Source organism: Candidatus Peregrinibacteria bacterium, assembly GCA_016699145.1.
Taxonomy (GTDB): domain Bacteria; phylum Patescibacteriota; class Gracilibacteria; order UBA1369; family 2-02-FULL-48-14.
The window spans coordinates 1,139,999-1,158,753 of the sequence record CP064962.1; the positions used below are offsets into that span (position 1 = coordinate 1,139,999).

The 18,755-nt window shown below is 46.8% G+C and carries 18 protein-coding genes and 1 pseudogene; 8 read left to right on the forward strand and 11 right to left on the reverse strand.

Annotated features, from left to right (window positions below; translation table 11 throughout):
• Positions 1 to 2: 2 nt before the first annotated feature.
• From IPG41_06255 to recF, 6 genes and pseudogenes are all read right to left on the reverse strand, one after another.
• Entirely contained in the window at positions 3 to 182 is a 180-nt protein-coding gene (locus tag IPG41_06255) for a hypothetical protein (GenBank protein ID QQR54758.1), read from the reverse strand.
• Between the two features lie 45 nt (positions 183 to 227).
• Positions 228 to 401: a helix-turn-helix domain-containing protein gene (locus tag IPG41_06260; protein ID QQR54759.1), complete on the reverse strand. Its 174-nt coding sequence runs from the start codon at positions 399 to 401 to the stop codon at positions 228 to 230.
• 220 nt (positions 402 to 621) lie between these two features.
• A pseudogene (gene uvrA, locus IPG41_06265) lies at positions 622 to 3,510 on the reverse strand (excinuclease ABC subunit UvrA).
• 106 nt (positions 3,511 to 3,616) lie between these two features.
• Positions 3,617 to 4,183: an elongation factor P gene (efp, locus tag IPG41_06270; GenBank protein ID QQR54760.1), complete on the reverse strand. Its 567-nt coding sequence runs from the start codon at positions 4,181 to 4,183 to the stop codon at positions 3,617 to 3,619.
• 48 nt (positions 4,184 to 4,231) lie between these two features.
• Entirely contained in the window at positions 4,232 to 5,098 is an 867-nt protein-coding gene (locus tag IPG41_06275; protein ID QQR54761.1) for a PrsW family intramembrane metalloprotease, read from the reverse strand.
• 19 nt (positions 5,099 to 5,117) lie between these two features.
• Positions 5,118 to 6,206, reverse strand: coding sequence for a DNA replication/repair protein RecF (recF, locus tag IPG41_06280; GenBank protein QQR54762.1), 1,089 nt, complete (start codon positions 6,204 to 6,206; stop codon positions 5,118 to 5,120).
• 302 nt (positions 6,207 to 6,508) lie between these two features.
• Here recF and IPG41_06285 point away from each other — a divergent pair, with 302 nt between their 5' ends.
• From IPG41_06285 to IPG41_06315, 7 genes are all read left to right on the forward strand, one after another.
• Complete coding sequence (locus IPG41_06285; GenBank protein QQR54763.1) at positions 6,509 to 7,561, forward strand: rhodanese-related sulfurtransferase; 1,053 nt, start codon at positions 6,509 to 6,511, stop codon at positions 7,559 to 7,561.
• 66 nt (positions 7,562 to 7,627) lie between these two features.
• Positions 7,628 to 8,311, forward strand: coding sequence for a CADD family putative folate metabolism protein (locus IPG41_06290; GenBank protein QQR54764.1), 684 nt, complete (start codon positions 7,628 to 7,630; stop codon positions 8,309 to 8,311).
• A gap of 27 nt (positions 8,312 to 8,338) precedes the next feature.
• The gene (locus IPG41_06295; GenBank protein QQR54765.1) at positions 8,339 to 8,791 is read left to right on the forward strand and encodes a hypothetical protein; all 453 of its coding nucleotides are present in this window, start codon (positions 8,339 to 8,341) and stop codon (positions 8,789 to 8,791) included.
• Positions 8,792 to 9,083: 292 nt separating this feature from the next.
• Positions 9,084 to 10,100 carry a tRNA (adenosine(37)-N6)-dimethylallyltransferase MiaA gene (gene miaA / locus IPG41_06300; protein ID QQR54766.1) on the forward strand — a complete coding sequence of 339 codons (1,017 nt, stop codon included), beginning with the start codon at positions 9,084 to 9,086 and terminating at the stop codon, positions 10,098 to 10,100.
• Positions 10,097 to 10,474 carry a hypothetical protein gene (locus IPG41_06305; protein QQR54767.1) on the forward strand — a complete coding sequence of 126 codons (378 nt, stop codon included), beginning with the start codon at positions 10,097 to 10,099 and terminating at the stop codon, positions 10,472 to 10,474. Before miaA ends, IPG41_06305 begins: the two co-directional genes overlap by 4 nt.
• Positions 10,402 to 11,736: a hypothetical protein gene (locus IPG41_06310; protein ID QQR54768.1), complete on the forward strand. Its 1,335-nt coding sequence runs from the start codon at positions 10,402 to 10,404 to the stop codon at positions 11,734 to 11,736. Before IPG41_06305 ends, IPG41_06310 begins: the two co-directional genes overlap by 73 nt.
• Before the next feature lie 109 nt (positions 11,737 to 11,845).
• Positions 11,846 to 13,249 carry a DHH family phosphoesterase gene (locus IPG41_06315; GenBank protein ID QQR54769.1) on the forward strand — a complete coding sequence of 468 codons (1,404 nt, stop codon included), beginning with the start codon at positions 11,846 to 11,848 and terminating at the stop codon, positions 13,247 to 13,249.
• On the opposite strand, the gene IPG41_06320 is transcribed toward IPG41_06315, so the two are convergent.
• Genes IPG41_06320 through IPG41_06335 form a run of 4 tightly spaced genes read right to left on the reverse strand, consistent with a single transcriptional unit; the run spans position 13,246 to position 16,653 of the window.
• The gene (locus IPG41_06320; protein ID QQR54770.1) at positions 13,246 to 13,992 is read right to left on the reverse strand and encodes a YebC/PmpR family DNA-binding transcriptional regulator; all 747 of its coding nucleotides are present in this window, start codon (positions 13,990 to 13,992) and stop codon (positions 13,246 to 13,248) included. The genes IPG41_06315 and IPG41_06320 overlap by 4 nt on opposite strands.
• 3 nt (positions 13,993 to 13,995) lie before the next feature.
• Positions 13,996 to 15,135: an NADP-dependent malic enzyme gene (locus tag IPG41_06325; GenBank protein QQR54771.1), complete on the reverse strand. Its 1,140-nt coding sequence runs from the start codon at positions 15,133 to 15,135 to the stop codon at positions 13,996 to 13,998.
• Entirely contained in the window at positions 15,125 to 15,337 is a 213-nt protein-coding gene (locus tag IPG41_06330) for a hypothetical protein (GenBank protein QQR54772.1), read from the reverse strand. The genes IPG41_06325 and IPG41_06330 overlap by 11 nt, the downstream gene beginning before the upstream one ends.
• 8 nt (positions 15,338 to 15,345) lie before the next feature.
• Positions 15,346 to 16,653, reverse strand: coding sequence for an S-layer homology domain-containing protein (locus IPG41_06335; protein ID QQR54773.1), 1,308 nt, complete (start codon positions 16,651 to 16,653; stop codon positions 15,346 to 15,348).
• 41 nt (positions 16,654 to 16,694) lie between these two features.
• Here IPG41_06335 and IPG41_06340 point away from each other — a divergent pair, with 41 nt between their 5' ends.
• Positions 16,695 to 17,378 carry a hypothetical protein gene (locus IPG41_06340; protein ID QQR54774.1) on the forward strand — a complete coding sequence of 228 codons (684 nt, stop codon included), beginning with the start codon at positions 16,695 to 16,697 and terminating at the stop codon, positions 17,376 to 17,378.
• A gap of 4 nt (positions 17,379 to 17,382) precedes the next feature.
• Here IPG41_06340 and IPG41_06345 read toward each other — a convergent pair whose 3' ends face one another.
• Positions 17,383 to 18,735, reverse strand: a complete 1,353-nt coding sequence (locus tag IPG41_06345; protein ID QQR54775.1) for a histidine--tRNA ligase — start codon at positions 18,733 to 18,735, stop codon at positions 17,383 to 17,385.
• Positions 18,736 to 18,755 lie beyond the last annotated feature (20 nt).

Below are 18,755 nucleotides of genomic sequence, written 5' to 3' on the forward strand. Positions count from 1 at the left end.
CTCTAAAATCCGCGAGAAAGCAAAGAAAAAAACGTATACTTTTTTTTGAGTACGACAGGTTTTTTGCCCTTCACTTCGATTTCAACCGATTCCCGAGCGGCCCCCAAATCCACCATACAATAGGGACAAAGTTCTTTTTTGAGCGAGATGAGTTTGCCGCAAGAGAAGCAATTGAACAGCATGGCGAGGCGTGGAGGTTAAGGGGAATAGCGTGGCGACGCTTTGTCTTAAATGATTGTTTGTTTGAGAAGGAAATCTTCCAGATCCTCTTCACGGATCCGATAGACTCGGCCAAATTTGATGCTCCGCAGCTTCTTCTGTTTGATGAATTTCAGAACAGTAAGGTGGTGGAGCCGCAGAGCCTCGGCGACCTCTTCGGGAGTGAATAGCCGCGAGACCATTAAACTTTGTTTAACTTGGCATTACTTTATAGTGCTTGATTTCACTTTGCAATGGAATTCATAATTTTTACTGTTTTTATTTAAGTCTTATTATTTTAAATCTATTTTTTAGCATTTTATACTATTTTATATAAATTAATTATATTTAATTAAGTTTTATTAAAGCAACCAGCCTTTTTTTAAGGCATGCAAAAACAAATCAAATTCATCAAAAAAACACCTAAATCCCCATTTTTTGAAGCCATTTCCCAGTGTAGGACAGATCAGCTTTTTTAGAAACCTGCTCGGGCGTGCCTTTAGCTACAACCATTCCCCCTCCATTGCCTCCGTCGGGCCCCATGTCGATGAGGTGATCGGCACATTTAATAAGATCGAGGTTGTGTTCAATCACGATCACAGTGTTCCCGGCTTCCACAAGTTGTTGCAGCACTTCCACGAGGCGACGCACATCGTCAAAATGTAGACCGGTGGTGGGTTCATCCAAAATATAAAGAGTTTTCCCCGTAGAACGGCGAGACAATTCCGTGGCCAGCTTGATGCGCTGAGCTTCTCCCCCCGAAAGGGTGGTGGCCGATTGCCCCAAATGCACATACCCAAGGCCCACTTTAGACAACGTTTCTAATTTATTTTTCACAGAAGGAATGGCATCAAAGAATTCCAAAGCTTCATCCAAAGTCATGTCGAGCACATCGGCAATATTCTTCCCACGATAGGTGATTTCCAAAGCTTCTCGATTGTAACGGCGGCCTTTACACACTTCACAAGGCACATACACATCCGGTAAAAAATGCATCTCAATTTTTTCACCCCGTCCCCTTCGCAAGCTTCACAACGACCTCCTTTCACGTTGAAAGAGAAGCGTCCGGCCTTGTACCCACGCAGACGCGCTTCTTGAGTGTGAGCAAAAAGTTCACGAATATCTGTGAAGACCCCGGTGTAAGTCGCAGGGTTGGAGCGAGGTGTGCGACCGATGGGCGATTGATCGATATTGATGATTTTATCCAAATGTTCAATGCCCCGAATTTCGCGATGAGCCCCGGCAATGGCCTTGCTACGATTGATCACAGAAGTCACCTTTTTAACTAGAATTTCATTCACCAAAGTGGATTTTCCAGAGCCCGAAACACCCGTCACACAAATGAAGGTTCCAAGAGGCAATTCCACATCCACGTCGCGCAGATTGTGTTCCGTCGCACCTAAAATTTCCAGGTTCTTCCCATTCCCTTTGCGTCTGACTTTAGGCATAGGAATTTCTTTTTTACCACTCAAATACTGCCCTGTCACCGAATTGGAATTCGCCATGATTTCTTTGGGCGTTCCTGCGGCAACCACTTGTCCTCCGTGCTTGCCAGCTCCGGGGCCAATGTCCAAAATGTAGTCCGCCGAAAGCATGGTGTCCACATCGTGTTCCACGACAATCACGGTATTGCCAATGTCTCGCAAAGTCACAAGGGTTTGAATGAGTTTTTCATTGTCGTTCTGATGCAGACCAATGGACGGCTCATCCAGTACATAAAGCACACCCACCAAATGAGAACCAATTTGAGTTGCCAAACGGATGCGTTGAGCTTCTCCTCCCGAAAGAGTGTTGGCGGCACGGTCCAAAGTCAAATAAGAAACACCCACATGATCCAAAAATTTAAGGCGAGAAGCGATCTCTTTAAGAATCGGATCGGCGATTTTAGCATGCATCTCACTGAGGTGTAATTTTTCAAAAAAAGAATATGCTTCTGCAATGGAAAGGAGGTGGCATCGGCAATGGATTTATTTTCAATACGCACCGCAAGCATTTCCGGCTTCAGGCGCTTGCCGTGACACTCTGGGCAAAGCAAAACGCGCATGTATTGCTCAATTTTTGTACGTACGTAATCGGAATCGGTTTCCAAAAAGCGACGCTCTAAATTGGGGATTACCCCTTCAAACTTGGTTTGAAATTCCCCCTTTGAATAGCCATCCCCCGAAGAAACTTTCACTTCATAACGTTCTTCGCCGGTTCCATAGAGCACAAGTTCGATTTGTTTTTCCGTGAGTTTTTCAACGGGCAAATCCAAAGAAAATTTATGACGTTTGCTCACCGCTTCCAAAATGGCGGTGTACCAAGAAAGATGAGATGCCGTTTGAGCCCAAGGCAAAATCGCTCCTTCCGAAAGGCTGAGTTTTTTATTGGGCAAAACCAGCTCTGCATCGATTTCCAATTTGGTTCCCAGCCCGTGGCATGCTTCACAAGCCCCATGCGGACTGTTGAACGAAAAGTTGCGAGGTTCAATTTCACTCAGACAAACATCAGGATGATCTTCACAAGAGAAATTTTCTGAAAATTTCTGTACTTCACCGGTTTCATTGTCGAGGATCATCATCACACCCTCCCCATGACGAAGGGTGGTTTCAATGGAATCTGAAACTCGAGTGCGTTCAGGGTTCGGAATCTCAATCACATCTCCATTTGAAAGTGTTTTTTTCTCATTTTCAAATTTTTTCACGACCAAACGATCCACCACAATCTCAATAGAATGAGCTTTGTTTTTATCAAGTTTAGGCAATTCATTCACGGTGTGCACTTCTCCATCCATGCGGATGCGTACGAAACCTTCTTTCTTGATTTTTTCCAAAGTCGCTTCATGTTCGCCTTTTTTGCCATTCACAACCGGTGCAAGCAGCAAAACACGGCGCCCTCATCCATGGCTAAAATATGATCCGTGATTTGACTGGGCGTTTGGCGCACGATGGGTTTATCACATTTGGGGCAATGGGGCACTCCAACGCGAGCGAATAAAAGACGCAAATGATCATAAATTTCGGTCACCGTGCCGACTGTCGAACGAGGGTTACGAGGCGCAGTTTTTTGATCAATAGAAATGGCCGGAGACAATCCTTCAATGGATTCAACATCGGGCTTATCCATGATGCCCAAAAACTGACGGGCGTAGGTCGAAAGCGATTCCACATAACGGCGTTGTCCTTCCGCATAAATGGTGTCGAAGGCAAGTGTCGACTTTCCAGAACCCGAAAGACCCGTAATCACTGTGAGCTTGTCGCGCGGAATTTCCACATCAATATTCTTTAAATTGTGCATCCGTGCACCTTTCACGACAATCTTTTGGGCTTGCATTCGAAACAGGTTAAAACAGTGACCAAGAGTCTAGCATGCTATTCTTGATGGAACAAGCGTGAAAACCTGAAATCCCCTCTTATCCGAAAGCTGAGTTTCTAATCCTCTAATCATTCGCCCGTTCCACGTACTCTCCAGTTTCGGTGTTGATGCGAATCAAGTCACCTTCTTCAATAAAAAGGGGGACATTGATCACAGCACCTGTTTCAACAGTGGCAGGTTTGCTGCCAGCTTGGGCTCGGTCCCCACGCACACCCGGAGTGGTTTCCACTACCTTGAGCACCACTTTGGGAGGCAATTGAATAGAAATGGGTTTTTCATTGTAGAGCAGTGCAGTCATTTCTTTTCCATCTTGGAGGTAACCCACCATGTCCCCGAGAGATTCGAGGGTGAAGGTGAATTGTTCATAATTGTCCATGTCCATAAAGTAGGCGTCGGTCTGGTCTTTATAGAGGTATTGCACATTCTTGCGTGCCACATCCGCCATTTCAAAACTTTCTCCGGCGATAAAGGTCTTTTCCATCACGCTGCCGTTGATGAGATTGCGCATCTTGGTGCGCATCACCGGCTTACGTTGAGCGGTGCGCATGAAGGAGTTGGTGAGAATTTGGTAGGGTGCATTGTCGATGTTCACAACGGTTCCCACTTTCAAGTCGGTGATAGATTGAGCCATATTAAAAATAATGAAGTCGCCGTCATTTTAGGGATTTCCTGAAAAGAGTCAATTTTGAGAGGACTTCCACTGATGCAAATAGTCTGTGCGATTTTCCCCTACTAAACAAGCTTGAGCTTTGAGATTTTCTTTCTGTTTGAACAGATGATCCAGTGTGCTGTAACCCAGCACCAAGAAAGGCACCATGAAGAAGGTGAGATTCATTTCGAGCAAGATATTGAACAGTCCATGCAAAAGGACGGCGATGAAAAGCCCTTCGCTGATTTTTTCGGTAGCAAAAACACGATTTCGCTTGAAATGAAAAAGCGTGTGAAAAGCATTGAGAAGGGGGCGACGTTTTTTACGCATTTCCTCAGACCAAAGCGGGTCAGCAAAATAAGCCATCCCATAATAATAGCCATAAATTCCTGAGAAGAGGATGTGAGCAAAAGTGGAGAAAAGGGCCCGGAAAACAAAAGAGACGAGCAATACATCCACGCCCTGATATTCCCAAATGTAGTAAAAATAAAGAATGTTTTCGATGAAGGCAAAGCCTAAAGCCGAGATGATGGAAAATTCGATGGCATCATCAATGTTTCTAAAAAAACCTCTATCCGCTTTGCGCACCACAAGATTTTTCATGTACTCCTCAATCACACCCACAAACATGAAGGCAAACAAAGTTCCCAGCGGTAAGTACAAATGATCTGTAAAGCCAAAAAGATCGGCCTTGAAATCATTGGTATAATTGAAAATATTGGCCACAGGCAAGTAGTCCCAGCTCCATTTATAAAGCAAAATCGGCAGCACCGAAGTCATCCCCAGTAGGAAGGTCTGCAACGCTTTTGGCCGATAAACCGGATCTTTTTTATAGAAGATGAAACCCCAGATCAAGGCAGGCACACAGGCAAGGAGAATGGAGAGCGAAACTTGCATTAAGGTTCAATGAAATCCCTTAATTATAGCATAAATCCGTGCTTAAGAGAAGTTTTCCATCCATCACAGTATAAACGGTCTTATTTTTGAGTTTTTCCACATGCTCTAGGGCCGTGGTGGTGAGTATGGTTTGATAATCTTGAAGCAAATGGCCCAATTTTTCTTGACGTTTGGCATCCAATTCAGAAAAAACATCGTCCAGTAAGAGCAAAGGTTTTTCACCGCTACGAAGTTCCATATAGCGAAGTTCCGCCATCTTAAGCGCAAGCACCGCACTGCGGCATTCTCCGCGTGAACCCGTTTCTTGAAGCGAACGGCCTTCCAAGTAAAGAATGAAGTCGTCGCGGTGTGGACCCACAGAAGTGGCCCCCGTTCGAAGATCGTGCTCCCGAGCTGCCGCTAATTTTTCATCAAAGCGCTCTCGATGATTTTGATAAAAGAAGCTGAGTGTTTTCTTGCCACCCGCGATGCGTTGATAATCTTTAGGGAGAGGTGTTTTTAAAAAATCCATAAAAGCGTGGCGACGTTCCCAAAGGCGAGTGGCTTCTTCGCAAAGACGCGCATCCCAAAGGTCGAGTTCCCAGTTTTGTGCACGGCCCTCACGGATGCGTTTGAGCAGAGCATTGCGTTGATCCAAAATGCGTTGATATTGGCTGAACGTTTCCACATAACCTCCATTCAGTTGCAGCAAAAGGCGATCCAAAAATTGACGACGCAAAGCTGGACTTCCACTCACAAGATCCAGATCATCAGGAGTGAAAAGCACAATGCGCAAACTGCCCAAAAAATGCTTGGGGAGCGTCCATTTTTCAGCCTTTTTCACTTTTTTAGTCTCCGGTTCACGTTGCATATACACCTCCAATTCCACTTCTTTGCCCTCTTCTTCAATGCAGCCCTTGATGCGCCCGTGCGAACGGTCCCAATGCAGGGTTTCAAGGCTGCGACTGGCCCGAAAAGATTTGCCCAGTGCAAGAAAAGCGATGCTCTCCAAAAGATTGGTTTTCCCTTGAGCATTCAGTCCCACAAGAGCCGTGATGGGACTCTTGAGTTCCAATTCTAAGTCATAATAATTACGGAAGCCTTCAAGTTTGATCCATTTGAGTTTCATGCGTGGGGGATTTTGCCTCAGTGTAGCGGAACGATCTCACTTTACACAAAGGCCTTTTTTACCTAGAGGCTATCTCAAAAAAAGACCAGAGTGTTTAGGACGGCACTGACTTCGTGCGCGTCCTCCCCACTCCTAAAGGCAAGAACTGGATTATTTTGCTTACAAGAGCTTCATCCTCGGTCGACTTAGCTCTGCTAAGCCTCCTTCGTCTTCAGCTCTTTCAGCTTAAAATCCTCTGCGTTCTTGCTCTTCCCTTTTTTTGAGATAGCCTCTAAAATCCCAGCAGATTTCTGAGATTTGAAATGAAAAAACTTAAAAAACCCCACCTCCGAAACATTTACGACAAAGCCACTTGTTTGAAACAACTCGCTGCAGAAAATTTTCCTCGCGTGACGCTGTCCTTCTACCGTTATGTGAAAATTCAGCATCCCAAAGAACTGCGCGACCAACTTTTTCGAGAATGGAGCGCCCTTGGAGTTTTAGGAAGGATCTATCTGGCTCGCGAAGGAATAAATGCCCAACTCAGTGTGCCCGAACACCATTTGCAAGCGTTCAAGAAAAATCTCGACAGTCACCTCGAATTTGCAGAGATGTACCTCAACATCGGTCTCGAACAAAGCGAGTCCTTTTACAAGCTCACTCTCAAGGTCAAAAAACAAATCGTCGCCGACGGCTTGCCTGAGGGCAGCTTCGACCTCAGCAATGTGGGCAATCACCTCACTCCTGAAGAATTCAATGAAGCTCTCGACAAAGAAGAAACCGTCGTGGTCGACATGCGCAACTTTTATGAAAGTAAAATCGGCCGCTTTGAAAAAGCACTTTGCCCCGACAGCAACACGTTTAAAGAAGAGCTTCCTCTGGTGCTCGACGCCCTCAAAGGCCAAGAAGACAAAAAAGTCATCATGTATTGCACGGGAGGCATCCGCTGCGAAAAAGCCAGCGCGTACTTGAAACACCACGGTTTTAAAGATGTGAACCAACTGCGCGGAGGCATCATCACTTACATGCAGCATGTGCGCCAAAAGAACTTGCCGGTTCGCTTCCATGGCCAAAACTACGTCTTTGATGAACGCATCGCCGAACGTGCCACCAACGAAATTCTCTCGAATTGTGACCAATGTGAAACTCCCTGGGACTCTTATGTGAATTGCAAAAATGCCGCCTGCAACTTGCTTTTCCTTCAATGCCCTTCCTGTGCCGAAACCTGGAATGGCTCTTGCAGTCTCGATTGTAAGGCCGTTTATGACCTCCCCCTGGAAGAGCGCCGCGCTCATTACGCCAAGCAAAAAAAGAGTGACTACACGGTCTACGTTTCACGCATAAGGCCCCACTTAAAAGGCTCCGCCAAGGCCTAAAATAGCAAAATATTTGCAGGCAAACCGAACTCGTGTTAAGAATGGAGGGCAATAACCCCTGTAGCCATGGATTTCCAAGCTAAGCTCCTCACTCACATTGATGAGAAGCACCTTCTTAAACATGCATTTTACCAGATGTGGACAGAAGGGACTCTCCCTATTGAAGTGATGCAAAAGTATGCCGAACAGTACTATCACTTGGAACGGAATTTCCCCAACTTTCTTTCGGCCATGCTCATGACTTGTGACAGCGAAGTTGCTCGGGTCGCCATTTTGGACAATTTCAACGACGAAACAGCTGGTGCCAAAAATCACCGCGAACTGTGGTTGCGCTTCGGGGAAGGTATCGGAGCCACTCGACAGGCCATGAAAAACAGCACTCCTCTTCCTGAAACCCTGGCAGCCATCGAAACTTTCACTCGTCTTTGCTCTAAAAACTACCTTATTGGAGCCGCTGCCCTGGCCGCTTACGAGTCTCAAATCCCAGCCATCGCTGCCAAAAAACTCGAAGGTTTGATTGCCAACTACGGCATCACCGATGAACGCACTCACGAATTCTTTGCTGTGCACGGCAGCATCGACATCAAGCACGCCAACGTTTGGTGGGACATGCTCAAAGATGCCGACCTTTCTGAGGAAGAAAAAACAGAAGCAGAAGCCTCAACAAAAGAAGCTTCCGAAGCTCTTTGGAATTTCCTCACGGGAGTGCTCAAAGCCCACATGCCTGAAGCGCTCACCATGAAATGCTAGTATTTCCCCTTTTAACTCTTTTCTTTTATGAAAAAAACACTTTTTCTCGCCCTTGCCACTTTATTGGTTTTAGCAGGATGCAACTCTGAAGCACCCGTCACGGACCCCATACTTCCAGAGCCCGCCGAAACTCCAACACCTGAAGAGACCAGCCAGACTTTCACTTCTGAGGAACTGGGCTTTGAACTCACTCTTCCTGAAACATGGGAAGTGACCAGCACCGTGCAAGAAACCACTTGGGCCTTTGGAGCCACTCAAACGGTTTACGTGAAAAGTGAAGCCGGAATCGATATTTTTGCCATCACTCGCTTCACCAAAGCAGAGTGGGCTGAAGTTCAAGCAGCAGACGGACCCAAACCCACCGTTCTTGAAGAGGAAGGGGACTACGTATGGGCTTATGACTCCACTCAAGATCCTAGCGGAGTAGAAAGCTATGTGGCTGAACTTGCTGATGTCTTGAAAACCTTCAAAGTTCTCTAAACTTCATCACTAAACATTAAAAAGCCTCGACTATGCGAGGCTTTTTTTAGTGCCAACTTTTATACCTTTTCTACAAATTTTGCACAAAAAGCCTTTCAGCTTTCTGTAAGTCAGGAAAACTTAATGCGTTTTTAATGAAAATTTCAGAATTTTATTCAGGTCTTTGGTCTAAAGTCAGCTCACTCGGGATGAGGGCCTCGGACGGCTCCCCCGTAGAATTTGTCATTTTAACGGGAGGGGTTCAACTCCCCTGAGGTCCACCACCCGAGTAGACAAAATAAAGAGCTCCATTATGGAGCTCTTTATTTTAGGATGGTTCCTACCCGTAGAACTTGTCCATTCCATTGTAACAAAAGCCGCTCACCCATACAATAGGCCCATGACCGACCTGATGCATCATTTAAAGCTCTTCTTCAAGAGCACTAAAGAGGGTGGAGAGATACCGCTCCTCGTGATCTGTGGGCCCACCGCCAGTGGGAAAACCGCGCTCAGCCTCAAAATCGCCGAAGAATTCAACGCAGAAATCATCTCCGCCGACTCAGCACAGGTGTATCGCAAGCTGGACATCGGTTCGGACAAAGTCAGCCCAGCCGAGCGCCAACGTGTCAAACACCACCTCATCGACATTCGCGACCCCGATCAATCTTTCACCATGGCGGATTTCAAAAGGGAAGCCACTCATGCGATTCAAGAAATTTTAGCAAAAGGCAAGGTGCCTCTCATTTGCGGAGGAACCGGTCTCTACATAAGCAGCGTAGTGGACAATTATGACCTGCCCGTTGCGCCGCCAGACCCAAAAATTCGAGCAGAACTCGAAGCCGAATTTACAAAAGGAGGCAAAGAGCGGCTCTACGAAATACTCACGCAGCTCGATCCCGTTTCCGCCAGCAAAATTCATCCCAACAACGTGCGTTACGTAGCGCGTGCCCTCGAGATTGTGCTTGTGACTCAAAAACCCAAGCAGGTGGGCAAGGCCAAACGCCTCTACAATGTCTTCAAAATGGCCATCGATTGGCCTCGCGAAGTTTTATACGAACGCATCGACAAACGCGTCAATGAGCAAATTGAAAAAGGCCTGCTGAACGAACTCAAAACTCTATTGAGTGAAGGCTACAGTGAACGATCACAAGCATTTTATAAAGAATATTTCCCTTACTTGCGCGGTGAAAAACCTTTGAAAGAATGCAAAGAAGAGCTCAAACAAAACACTCGCAATTTTGCCAAACGCCAGCTCACTTGGTTCCGCAAAGAGGAAGACATTTATTGGATTCCACCGGAAGAATTTTTAGAACTCACAAAAACCAAATGAATGCTATCAAAAAAAAATGGATCTTGCACCACAATCGCAACCCCAATGAATCGCTGTGGACCGCTTTGATGAAAGCGCGTGAAATTGAAAATCCGGGCGTCTTTTTTTCCAGTGCTAAAATCTCAGACTTGCACGATCCCTTCCTTTTTCAAGACATGGAAAAGGCCGTTGAACGTTTACAAAAAGCCATCCACGCGCGAGAACGCATCGTGGTTTATGGCGACTACGATGTGGATGGAACCAGTGGAGCGGCCTTGCTCATCCACACGCTGCGCATGCTGGGGCGGAACTTTCTTATCGAGTGCCTCATCGTCGCAAAGAAGGCTACGGTTTGCACGCTCATTATGTGGAGGAACTCGCGCAGCAAAAAGTGAAAGTGCTCATCACGGTGGATTTGGGCATCTCATGCGTGGCCGAAGTGGAACAAGCTCAAAACTTAGGCATGGATGTGATCCTCACCGATCACCACAGCACCCCTTTACAGTTGCCAAAAGCCTTTGCGATCTTGCATCCGCACGTGGAAAAAAATTACCCCTTCAAAGAACTTTCAGGAAGTGGCGTGGCCTTCAAACTCGCCAGTGCCTTGCTCACAAAAACGCACAACGAAGACTGGATTCCCTACCTCACAGACTTGGCCAGCCTAGGCACCGTAGCCGATTGCGTGCCTTTGGTCGGGGAAAATCGTACTTTGGTTAAATTGGGTCTGGAACAAATGATAAACACGCGCTGGGAAGGTTTGCGTGCCTTGCTCATGAATGCCGGTGCCTGGGAAAAACAAAAATTCACCACTCACACTATTGGCTTTCAAATTGGACCTCGCCTCAACGCGGCCGGGCGCATGGACGATCCGCGATGGACTCTTCAAACCCTCTTGGCAGAAGGATTGGAAGCGCATCAAAAAGCCACAAAGTTAGAAGGCTTCAATAAACAAAGACAGGACCTGATGCTCTCTATGCAAGCGGAAGCAGAAGCCGTTTTGGACTTGAATGCTCCGCTATTGATGGCAGCAGGCAAGGGTTGGTCCAGTGGATTGGTGGGCCTCATTGCAGGACGGCTACAAGAAAAATATGGAAAACCCGCCTTCATTCTGGAAGATCAAGGGGAAACACTCACAGGTTCGGCCCGTTCGCTGCCTGGTTTTCACGCCGTGGAAGCCTTGAAACAAGCGGAAGCCTTCCTTGAAAAATTAGGAGGACATGAACTGGCCGCCGGCTTTCATCTTAAAAAAGAAAATTATCCAGCTTTTGTGCAGCATTTACAAAATCACGCCGCTGAGCAGTTCCAAAACACTCCACTACAAGCCGAACTCAAACTGGATCTGAAGTTGGAAGACAGCGATTTAACCCTCGAAAGCATCGAAAAAATTCAAAGTTTTGCTCCCTTTGGAGTGGGCAATCCAGAGCCACTTTTTCTACTCACCGACTTTGAATTGCGTGACTTGAGTCCTTTAAAAGAAGGCAGCCCTCACCTTAAATTCACCCTTAAAAAAGGCAAGGAATGCTTTGAAGGCATTGCGTTCCATCGTGCAGGTGAAAGCGAAATTTTAAGCCAAAGCAAAGAATGGGCGGTGCATTTGGAAGAAAGAGAATGGCGAGGACAAAAGAGCCTACAAATCCGGCTAGTGGAGGCTCGTTAAGCCCTTGCGAGGATGCTAGAGATGAGCTAAAATAACAGCTTATCTTTTTGCAGGGCCAAGGAGCTTGACAAAAATAGGAGAAAATTGTAAAATTACATGAATACCCCCAATGAACCTCATCAATAAAGAACAGGCTAAAGAACTGCTGCGCGGCGCGCAAAAAATACTGCTTGCCCCGTCGTCACCCCTAGATGGAGACAGCGTGGGAAGTTCGCTCGCGCTCATGAGTGTGCTTCGAAAAATGGGAAAAGAAGTGAGCGTGGTCTCTTATGACAAAATGCCCGCTGTGCTCAATTTTTTGCCTTATGTGAGCCAAATCCAATCTGAACTTGCCGCAACACGCGACTTTGTGATTTCCATTGGAACAGGGGAAGGGGAAGTGGATCATCTGAAATATGAAGTGGCCAATGGTCGTCTCAACATCATTCTCACGCCCAAAAGTGGAAAATTTTCCTCCAAAGATGTGCAATTCATCACCGAAACCCCAGACTTTGATTTGATCGTTACGGTAGACACGGGCGACTTGGTGCAATTGGGAAAACTTTATGAGCTGCATCAAGATCTCTTTAAAAAAACACCGCTGCTCAACATCGATCACCACGCTTCCAATGGAAAATTTGGCAGCCACAATTATTTGGAATACGGCTTTGCAGCCACCACTCAAATGATCACGCCCATCATTTTGGACTTTGAAAAAGAGTTGGGCATGGAACTCATTGATGAAGACGTAGCCACTCTCTTACTCGTGGGAATCGTCACCGACACTGGCTCTTTCCAACATTCCAACACCACTCCCGAAGCCTTTGAAGTGGCCGCAGATCTCTTGGACCGAGGAGCTCGTCAGCAAGAAATCATCAAACACATTTACAAGACAAAAAGCCTGGCTTCTTTGAAACTTTGGGGACGAGTGCTTTCTAAAATCGTCTATGAACCCAGCTTGCGACTGGTTTATTCCACCATCACTTTGCAGGACCTAGCAGACACGGGCGCTGCTTCCGACGACAATGGAGGAATCATCGATGAACTCATGACCAGCGCTCCAGGTGCGGAAGTGGTTTTCCTTTTGAAAGAAAAAGAACCTGGCTACGTTTCAGGAAGCATGCGAGCTCCGGGCCAACTGGCAGACGTGAGTGAAATCGCAAAAAACATGAATGGAGGAGGGCACAAAAAAGCCGCCGGATTCCGTCTGCGCAACATGAGTTTGCAAGAAGCCATCGAGGAAGCCAAAAAACAAGTGGCAAAACATCTGCTGCCCAAGCTGGATGTCAACGCAGGTCGCCTCTTCCCGGGCCTGGTGGCGCATCCTCAAACCAGCATTCCCAACCCTTCTGTTGGGGGTGAAGATTTACTACTCAAAGATTTTCGTGCACGACAAAATACAGCGCCAACTCCAAGCGGAGATTTTCTTAAAGAGGCCAGCACGCGCTTCTTCCAAGACAAGGATGGACAGCTTCGCCCCGACCCTCAAACCGCTACAGTCGAAGATGTGCTCGATCAAATGAAGCAAGCTTAAATTTGCGCAGCAATGGAATCGTCAAAGTCCACGTTGGTGGTCACTTTAGACACATCTTCATCAGCTTCCAAGACGTCAATGAGAGCCAGAATTTTTCGAGCTGTTTCTAAATCGTGAATCATCACAATGTCTTTGGGCTTCCACAACAGTTCAGCTTTTTCAACCTTGAATCCCTTATCTTCCAAAGCTTTACGCACCTTGCCCAATTGTTCCACTGGGGCATAAACTTCAAAAGCTTCATCGGCTTCGGCTAAATCGTCCGCACCCGCATCAATGAGTTCGAGCTCAATATCATCGCCGGTTTTGCCCCCGGTATTCACACGGAAAAAAGCTTTTTTTTCAAACTTCCAAGAAACACTGCCCGAGGAACCTATGTTGCCCCCATTCTTTGTGAGGGCGGTGCGCAAATTGGCAAAAGCTCGATTGGTATTGTCGGTCACAGTATCGATCAAAATGGCACAGCCTTCGGGTCCGAAACCTTCATAAGTGGCTTCTTCAAACGCGGCTCCTTCCTTATCTTCACCCGTACCTTTTTTAATAGCACGTTCAATATTGGCATTCGGCACATTGTCTTCTTTAGCTCGATCAATGGCCGCACGCAGATTGGAATTCATATCGGGGTCACCCCCCGCTCGCGCTGCAATCGCAATCAAACGAGCATGCATGGTGAATGCCTTTCCACGCACTCCATCGGTCAGCGCTTTTTGTCGCTTAATATTGGCAAAATGACTGTGTCGAGCCATGAGTTAAAGTTGAATGGCTTGGGCAATTTTTTCAGCCACCCCCTCCTCAAAAGGGCTGGGGATGATTTTTTCAGGGTGAGGGTCTTTCACCAAGCTTGCCAAGGCTTCTGCCGCACGCAAAAACATGGCATTGGTGAAACTGTGAATGCGAGCATCCAAAGCACCCCGAAAAATTCCAGGAAAAACCAAAACATTGTTCAATTGATTGGTGGAATCACTTCGGCCTGTGGCCGTGATCAGGGCCCCTGCTGCCCGAGCCTCTTCTTCTGTGATTTCCGGCACGGGATTCGCCATGGCAAATACGATGGCTTTTTCAGCCATGCTGTGCACCATTTCAGAGCTCACCAAACCCGCCTTAGACACACCAATGAGCACATCCGCCCCCACCATCACTTCGGTCAAAGCGCCGCTTTTTTTATGAGGATTGCTACGACGAGCCATGGCTTCCTTTGCGGAGTTCATTCCTTTGCGGCCCTCCACAAGAGCTCCTTGAGTGTCGACGAGCACAATATTTGTAAAACCATATTCCAAAAGCAAATCGGTGATAGCAATACCCGCCGCTCCCGCCCCGTTCACAACAATCGAAATGTCCTCGTTTTTTTCAACCACTTTCAAGGCATTGATGAGCCCCGCCAAAACCACAATGGCCGTGCCATGTTGATCGTCATGAAAAACAGGGATCTTCAAACGCGCCTTCAATTTTTCTTCAATTTCAAAACAGCGAGGCGCGGAAATATCCTCCAAATTGATCCCACCAAATCCATCGGCAATATTGCAAACCAGTTCCACAATTTCATCCACATTTTGAGTTTTAACCACAATGGGATACGCATCCACATCCGCAAAAGTTTTAAAGAGCAGAGCCTTGCCTTCCATCACCGGGTAAGCCCCCGCACTTCCAATGTTTCCCAAGCCTAGAACCGCACTTCCATCGCTCACTACGGCCACCGTATTGCCCTTGGGACTGAGTTCATACATGCGCTCAGCATTTTCAGCCAAAGCCAAAGAAACAGCGCCCACTCCAGGAGTGTAAGCGGTGCTCAAATCCTGTTTATTCTTCACAGGCACTTTGGCATAAACGCCCAATTTACCTTTATGCTCACGGTGTAAAGCCAAAGAAGCGGCATCAAAGTCACTGCTCATCGTTGGGAACTAAGTCAGAAGGAATTTCAGTGGGGCCACTGGAATAAGGTTCTTCACTGGGCTCGGCATTCTCGTCATCTGGGACACTTGGATTTTCTTCATCCATCATTTCCATAAGATCATTTTCATCTTCCACAGGGGCCTCAGAAGAGCAGCCACTGAGCAGCAAAACCAGCGTAGAAAGCATCAATAGGTTTTTCATAAAAGGAGTTAAAAAGCAGAAGTTTTTCCGTCACGAATGTCCAAAAGGACATCGTAGGAACGCTCATATTTTATCGTGAGTTGGGCGCTGGGGGAATAGTAATAATCCACAGGCCCGGTACCGACGCCGATGCTATCTGTTTCAAAGAGTTCCCAATCTGAAAGTAGGGCCATCATGTCCATACCCACGCCATCCACTTGAATGGCCGCTCGCAAATCCTCCACAATTTCGTCCAAAGTTTGATTCGTGGCCCCCGAAGTGCTGTATTCCAAACTCATGACCATGGCCTCCATATGAGCTTCCAAATAAGGCCCATAAGCTCCATCTCCACGCAAAGCGACCAAATTCACCAAGGTTTCATTGGGCAAATAAACGTACCATTCTTTATAAAACAAGCCGTCCTCATGCTCCACAATCAATGCCTCATGGCCGCTCACTTCTGTTCGACGCGTGGGCCAACTGGAATTCAAAGCAACGGAATCGAAAAGCTCTTCGGCACTTTGTCCTTCATGATTGGCATAACGAGTCATCAGCAAGCTGCCGCCATTTTCATAAGGAGTGAGCAAACTCACCTGTCCATGGGCGGAATCCAGCAAAAAAACAGCCCCCACTCCTTCTTGTTTGTAACCCCATTCAAAAGGCACTTTTAAGGTGATATTGACGGTAGGGAAGTCCACGCGTAGCCAATGGCGCGCTTCGTCATAAGGTCTGCCCTCCGCATTCGACACTTGCAGTCTATACACCATCTCGGCAATTTCCGCTCGACTCAAAGCGGCCTCCCCATGCCATAGTCCATCCGTTTGAGGAGTGATCACATTTTTTTCTTTAGCCAAAGCTGCGTAACTCGCAAACCAAACATCCGTGCTCACATCCAAAAAAGGAGAGGAATTCGGGGAACTCGCCGTAAGTCCCGCCGCCAAAGTCAGCATTTTCATGGCTTCCGCCCGATTCACACTTTGCTCCGGTTTAAAAGTGCCATCGGAATAACCGCTCACAATGCCTTCTTGTACAGCACTGCCCACCCATTCCGCATACCAAGCGTCACTTTCCACGTCGCTGAAATTCAGCTCCACTCCCGTCTGAGGAGCCACGCCCATGCCCATCAAAAACATTTTAAGCGCCTCCGCCCGATTCACTTCTTGATCAGGTTTAAAAGTGCCATCGCTATACCCCTGCAAAATGTCTTGTTCCACCAGACTCGTGATGGCAGCATAATGCGTATTTGAAGCACTCACATCCGAAAAATCCGCATAAGAAAGGGGAGCTGAAACAAAACTCAAAACCACAGCGGCGAGGAGGGATTGACGAATCTTCATATTAATGGTAAAACAAAAGCTAATATTATTTTCTCATACCCATGGCTCGCGTTCAACCACAATTACCTGATTGGGAACAAGTTAAGAAGGATTTTGATGGCATGATGAGAACAGCAGTAGAAATCCTCCCCACAAATTTTTCAGAAGAAGATTTTAAAAAATTACTGCTTTATGTAGGCTACGATAAAAGATTGGAAATAAGCCTATTCATTGCGGGAATATGGTCAAGAATCACTGAGGTAAAGAGCGTGGGTCTTGAGCCAGAGCAAGTGAAGGATGCGTTGGAATCGCTTGCTTATTTGGGAAATGGTTGGTCTCTGCCACAAGAACAAACGGCAGCAGCTCTTAATCTTCAATCCCCTTTCTTCCCTGGAGGGTTAAACTTAAATAACTGTAACTTCAATAATGTGGTTTTGAAAGGAACTGTTGCAGGAAGAATAAATTTAGATGGTGCGAATATTGGGAATGTTCGGTTATGGGGTACAAAAACAACCGGGATTTCTATCCGTGGTTTTAACGGCACACTCGATATAGAGGACAGTCATGTGGGATTCATGGATATGCAGAATAGTTCAGCCAATGTAAGTCTAAAAGGATCTTCCGTAGGTACACTAAATAGAAGAGGGTACAAGGGAGTTTTGACCTCAGAGGGAAGCGATGTCCAGAAAGTAATCAATGAGGAATATCCTGGTTTTTGGGCTCAGGTCAAAAAACGGTGGACTTGATCCCCTAAAACGAAATCTCCCCAGGACTGTAAGTGTCCAAATTTTCCTTACCAATCAGTTGAACCACTTCTTTCACGGCCTCGCTCATGGGCACGGAACGCTGCTGCCCCTTGGCCATATCGCGAATGATCACCACGCCCTCTCTCACTTCCGTAGCTCCTAAAATCAAGCAATAAGGGACCGCAAACTTATCCGCCAAACGCAGTTGAGCCTTCATGCTGCCCTTTCCAAGCGCTCCGACAGTACGTATTCCAGCCTCACGCAGTTCATCGATGAGTCGCAACGCCTTCTTTTTGGCTTCGTCCCCGAGTTGAGCCACAAAAATATGCACTTCGTCTTTGGAAGGCACTTTGACATTGTTGGCTTTCATTTGATTGATGAGTCGTTCGATGCCCAAAGCAAAACCCACTGCTGGAGTTTCGGGTCCACCCATGAGTTCCACAAGTCCGTCGTAACGTCCTCCACCCCCCACAGCATTTTGAGCCCCCACTTCGCTGTCCCAAAATTCAAACACCGTTTGAGTGTAGTAATCCAAACCGCGCACCAATTGAGGATTTTCGTTGTATTGAATGCCGAGTTCATCCAAAAACTCCTTCACTAAACTGTGAAAAGTGGCATCTTCAGGAGTGCGATAATCTGCAAACTGCGGAGCCATTTGTGCTAAAATACGACAATCTTCCACTTTACAATCCAAAAGTCGAAGAGGATTGCTTGTCAGACGACGCTGACAATCTTCACATAAACTGCGTTCTTTACCTGCATAATAATTCAAAAGAGCGTCTTTGTATTTTTCCCGGCTTTTTTGAGAACCGATGTTGTTGATTTGCAAACTGATCTTTTTGTCAATTCCCAAGTCTTTAAACATTTTATAAGCCAAGAAAATGCATTGCACATCCAAAGCCGGATCACTCTCTCCAATCACCTCAGCTCCAATTTGCCAAAACATGCGATAACGCCCTTTTTGAGGGCGGTCATAACGGAAATGAGGTTCAATGTAATAGAGTTCTACCGGTTGAGGCCATTCGCGCATGCCGTGTTGAATATAGGCCCGCACAGCCCCAGCCGTACCCTCGGGTTTGAGCGTCAGACTGCGTCCGCTGCGATCTTCAAAGGTGTACATTTCTTTAGAAACAATGTCGGTGTCCGTTCCCACTCCGCGTTGAAAAACTTCCGTGTGCTCCAAAACTGGAGTCGTGACGCGGCGAAAACCCGCCTGACGGAAACGATGCCTAGCCACTTTTTTAATGAACGTGAAATATTCATGATCCTTAGGAAGGATGTCGTGAATACCCGTAGGAGTTTGCATCTTCTGAAACTTATCAGAAGCTCCTGCGGAGGCGGCGAGCTCATCGGACATAAGAAAGAGATAAAAAGATT

Coding starts and splice junctions, on each gene's coding strand:
- IPG41_06295 (QQR54765.1), top strand. CDS start 8,339: ATGAAAAAAACACTTTTTCTCGCCCTTGCCACTTTATTGGTTTTAGCA.
- IPG41_06345 (QQR54775.1), bottom strand. CDS start 18,735: ATGTCCGATGAGCTCGCCGCCTCCGCAGGAGCTTCTGATAAGTTTCAG.
- IPG41_06305 (QQR54767.1), top strand. CDS start 10,097: ATGAATGCTATCAAAAAAAAATGGATCTTGCACCACAATCGCAACCCC.
- IPG41_06285 (QQR54763.1), top strand. CDS start 6,509: ATGAAAAAACTTAAAAAACCCCACCTCCGAAACATTTACGACAAAGCC.
- IPG41_06330 (QQR54772.1), bottom strand. CDS start 15,337: ATGAAAAACCTATTGATGCTTTCTACGCTGGTTTTGCTGCTCAGTGGC.
- IPG41_06340 (QQR54774.1), top strand. CDS start 16,695: ATGGCTCGCGTTCAACCACAATTACCTGATTGGGAACAAGTTAAGAAG.
- IPG41_06275 (QQR54761.1), bottom strand. CDS start 5,098: ATGCAAGTTTCGCTCTCCATTCTCCTTGCCTGTGTGCCTGCCTTGATC.
- miaA (QQR54766.1), top strand. CDS start 9,084: ATGGAGCTCTTTATTTTAGGATGGTTCCTACCCGTAGAACTTGTCCAT.
- IPG41_06290 (QQR54764.1), top strand. CDS start 7,628: ATGGATTTCCAAGCTAAGCTCCTCACTCACATTGATGAGAAGCACCTT.
- IPG41_06320 (QQR54770.1), bottom strand. CDS start 13,992: ATGGCTCGACACAGTCATTTTGCCAATATTAAGCGACAAAAAGCGCTG.
- efp (QQR54760.1), bottom strand. CDS start 4,183: ATGGCTCAATCTATCACCGACTTGAAAGTGGGAACCGTTGTGAACATC.
- IPG41_06335 (QQR54773.1), bottom strand. CDS start 16,653: ATGAAGATTCGTCAATCCCTCCTCGCCGCTGTGGTTTTGAGTTTTGTT.
- IPG41_06260 (QQR54759.1), bottom strand. CDS start 401: ATGGTCTCGCGGCTATTCACTCCCGAAGAGGTCGCCGAGGCTCTGCGG.
- IPG41_06325 (QQR54771.1), bottom strand. CDS start 15,135: ATGAGCAGTGACTTTGATGCCGCTTCTTTGGCTTTACACCGTGAGCAT.
- IPG41_06255 (QQR54758.1), bottom strand. CDS start 182: ATGCTGTTCAATTGCTTCTCTTGCGGCAAACTCATCTCGCTCAAAAAA.
- recF (QQR54762.1), bottom strand. CDS start 6,206: ATGAAACTCAAATGGATCAAACTTGAAGGCTTCCGTAATTATTATGAC.
- IPG41_06315 (QQR54769.1), top strand. CDS start 11,846: ATGAACCTCATCAATAAAGAACAGGCTAAAGAACTGCTGCGCGGCGCG.